This window comes from Kineococcus glutinatus, assembly GCF_039542765.1.
Classification (GTDB): domain Bacteria; phylum Actinomycetota; class Actinomycetes; order Actinomycetales; family Kineococcaceae; genus Kineococcus_A; species Kineococcus_A glutinatus.
Genome location: NZ_BAABIL010000786.1, coordinates 1 through 3042, shown reverse-complemented (window position 1 = coordinate 3042; position 3042 = coordinate 1). Strand labels below are relative to the sequence as shown.

The window sequence follows — 3042 nt, the reverse complement described above, 5'->3', positions numbered from 1 at the left end:
CTCAGCGCAGGCCGGCGGCCCGCTCCGCGGTCTCCACGACGTTCGTCAGCAGCAGCGCGCGGGTCATCGGCCCCACCCCGCCGGGGTTGGGGGCCAGCCAGCCCGCGACCTGTGCCACCGCCGGGTCGACGTCCCCGGCGAGCCGGGACGCGCCCGTCTGCGGGTCCACGACCCGGGAGACGCCCACGTCGAGCACGGCCGCGCCGGGCTTGACGTCCTCGGGGCGCACCAGGCCCGCCACCCCGGCCGCGGCCACCACGACGTCGGCGCGGCGCAGGTGCGCGGCCAGGTCGCGGGTGCCGGTGTGGCACAGGGTCACCGTGGCGTTGACGCCGCGGCGGGTGAGCAGCAGCCCGATGGGCCGACCCACCGTGACGCCGCGGCCCACGACGACGACCTCCGCCCCGTCCAGCGGCACGTCGTGCCGGGTGAGCAGGTCGATCACCCCGCGCGGGGTGCACGGCAGCGGGGAGGTGACCTCCTCGGCGACCCGCAGCACCAGCCGGCCCAGGTTGGTGGGGTGCAGGCCGTCGGCGTCCTTGGCCGGGTCGACGGCCTCCAGCACCGCGTTGGCGTCCACGCCCTTCGGCAGCGGCAGCTGCACGATGAACCCCGTGCAGGCCGGGTCGGCGTTGAGCCGGGCGACCTCGCTCTCCACCTCCGCCTGGGTGGCGGTGGCGGGCAGCTCGACGCGGATGGACTCGATGCCGACCTCGGCGCAGTCGCGGTGCTTGCCGCGCACGTAGCTGGCGCTGCCCGGGTCGTCGCCGACCAGGACGGTGCCCAGGCCCGGCACGACCCCGCGCTCGCGCAGCGCCGCGACCCGCACCGCGAGGTCCGCCTTGATCGCGGCGGCCGCGGCCTTGCCGTCGAGGACCTGCGCGGTGGTGGGCGACGTCACGCGCGCACCTGCGCACCGGTGGAGGGGTAGAGCGGGAAGCGCTCGGTGAGCTTGGCGACCCGGGCGCGCAGCGCGTCGGCGTCGAAGCCCGGCTTGAGGGCGGCGGCGATGACGTCGGCGACCTCGGTGAACTCCGCCGCGCCGAAACCGCGGGTGGCCAGCGCCGGGGTGCCGATGCGCAGCCCGGAGGTCACGCGCGGCGGGCGCGGGTCGAACGGCACCGCGTTGCGGTTGACGGTGATGTCCACCGCGTGCAGCCGGTCCTCGGCCTGCTGGCCGTCGAGGGCGGACTCGCGCAGGTCGACGAGGACGAGGTGCACGTCGGTGCCGCCGGTGAGGACGGAGACGCCCGCCTCGCGCACGTCCGGCTGCGTGAGGCGCTCGGCGATGATCTGCGCGCCCTCCAGGGTGCGGCGCTGCCGGTCGCGGAACTCCTCCCCCGCCGCGAGCTTGAACGCCACGGCCTTGCCGGCGATGACGTGCATCAGCGGCCCGCCCTGCTGGCCGGGGAACACCGCGGAGTCGATCTTCTTGGCGAACTCCTCCCGGGACAGGATGACGCCGGAGCGGGGCCCGGCGAGCGTCTTGTGCACGGTGGAGGTGACGACGTCGGCGTGCGGGACGGGGCTGGGGTGCAGGCCCGCGGCGACCAGGCCCGCGAAGTGGGCCATGTCCACCATGAAGTGCGCGCCCACCTCGTCGGCGATGGACCGGAAGGCGGCGAAGTCCAGGTGGCGGGGGTAGGCCGACCAGCCCGCGATGATCAGCTTCGGCCGCGCCTCGAGCGCCTTGGCCCGGACGACGTCCATGTCGATGCGGAAGGTCTGCGGGTCCACGCCGTAGGCGGCCACGTCGTACAGCCGGCCCGAGAAGTTGATCTTCATGCCGTGGGTGAGGTGGCCGCCGTGGGCCAGCTCCAGGCCCAGGATGCCGTCACCCTGGCGGATCAGCGCGTGCATCGCGGCGGCGTTGGCGGTGGCGCCCGAGTGCGGCTGCACGTTGGCGTGCTCGGCCCCGAACAGCTCCTTGACCCGGGAGATCGCCAGGGACTCGGCGACGTCCACGTGCTCGCAGCCGCCGTAGTACCGCTTGCCCGGGTAGCCCTCGGCGTACTTGTTGGTCAGGACCGAGCCCTGCGCCTCCAGCACCGCGCGGGGCGCGAAGTTCTCGCTGGCGATCATCTCCAGCGTGTCCCGCTGGCGGCCGAGCTCGGCGTCGAGGACGGCGGCGATCTCGGGGTCGACCTCCGCCAGCGGGCGGTCGGTGAGCTGGGAGCCGCTCGGGGCGGGCAGCACGTCGGTCACGGTGTCCTCCGGGGACGTCGGGCGGTCGGGTGCGCTGACGGGTGGCGACCAGGGCCCAGGCGGACGACCCAGAGTCGGTGTGCCTCGTGCGCCGCTCCCCGGTGGTGCCCCACCTTCGCCAGTCGCGACCGCCCCAGGTTAGCCGACGGCGCGGGTGGCGCCGTCGACCTCCAGGGCGATCCCCAGGGCGCCGGCCACCGTGCGCAGCTTGGCGCGGGTCTCCGCCAGCTCCGCCTCCGGGTCGGAGCCGGCGACGACGCCGGCCCCGGCGAACAGCCGCAGCCGGTTGCCGGACAGCTCGGCGCAGCGCACCCCGACGGACCACTCCCCGTCCCCGGCGGTGTCCTGCCAGCCGATCGCCCCGGCGTAGCAGCCGCGGTCGAAGCCCTCCAGCTCGGCGATGAGCGCCGTCGCCGCCGGCCGCGGGGTGCCGGCCACCGCCGGCGTCGGGTGCAGGGCCGCCACCAGCTCCGCCGACGTGGTGGCGCCGTCGCGCAGCCGGCCGGTGATCCGCGTGGCCAGGTGCCAGACGGTGGGGGTGGCCAGCAGCTCCGGCGGCAGGGCGCGCACGTCCGTGCACAGCGGCCGCAGCGCCCCGACGATCGCGTCGACGACGAAGCCGTGCTCGCGGCGGTCCTTGTCGGAGGCCACGAGGCGCCTGGCGCGGGCGGCGTCCACCGCGGGGTCCGCCGAGCGCGGCTGGGAGCCGGCAAGCGGCACCGACACCACCTCGCGCCCGCGCCGGCGCAGCAGCAGCTCCGGGCTCGCCCCCACGAGCCAGGACGGCGCCCCGCCGGGCGCGGCGGGCACCGGCACAGCCAGCACGTGCGCGGCGGG

The 3042-nt window shown here is 76.3% G+C and carries 3 protein-coding genes and 1 riboswitch; all 3 genes read right to left on the bottom strand.

All coding sequences use genetic code 11. From position 1 onward, the window contains the following. Nucleotide 1: 1 nt before the first annotated feature. On the bottom strand, nucleotides 2-901 hold the full coding sequence (locus ABEB16_RS21425; RefSeq protein ID WP_345714202.1) for a bifunctional methylenetetrahydrofolate dehydrogenase/methenyltetrahydrofolate cyclohydrolase: 900 nt from the start codon (nucleotides 899-901) through the stop codon (nucleotides 2-4). Continuing rightward, nucleotides 898-2205, bottom strand: coding sequence for a serine hydroxymethyltransferase (gene glyA, locus ABEB16_RS21420; protein WP_345714201.1), 1308 nt, complete (start codon nucleotides 2203-2205; stop codon nucleotides 898-900). Before glyA ends, ABEB16_RS21425 begins: the two co-directional genes overlap by 4 nt. Before the next feature lie 46 nt (nucleotides 2206-2251). Beyond that, nucleotides 2252-2341: riboswitch (ZMP/ZTP riboswitch) on the bottom strand. 2 nt (nucleotides 2342-2343) lie between these two features. Next, nucleotides 2344-3042 (bottom strand): isochorismate synthase (locus tag ABEB16_RS21415; RefSeq protein WP_345714200.1); only part of this gene is annotated, 699 nt, incomplete at its 5' end.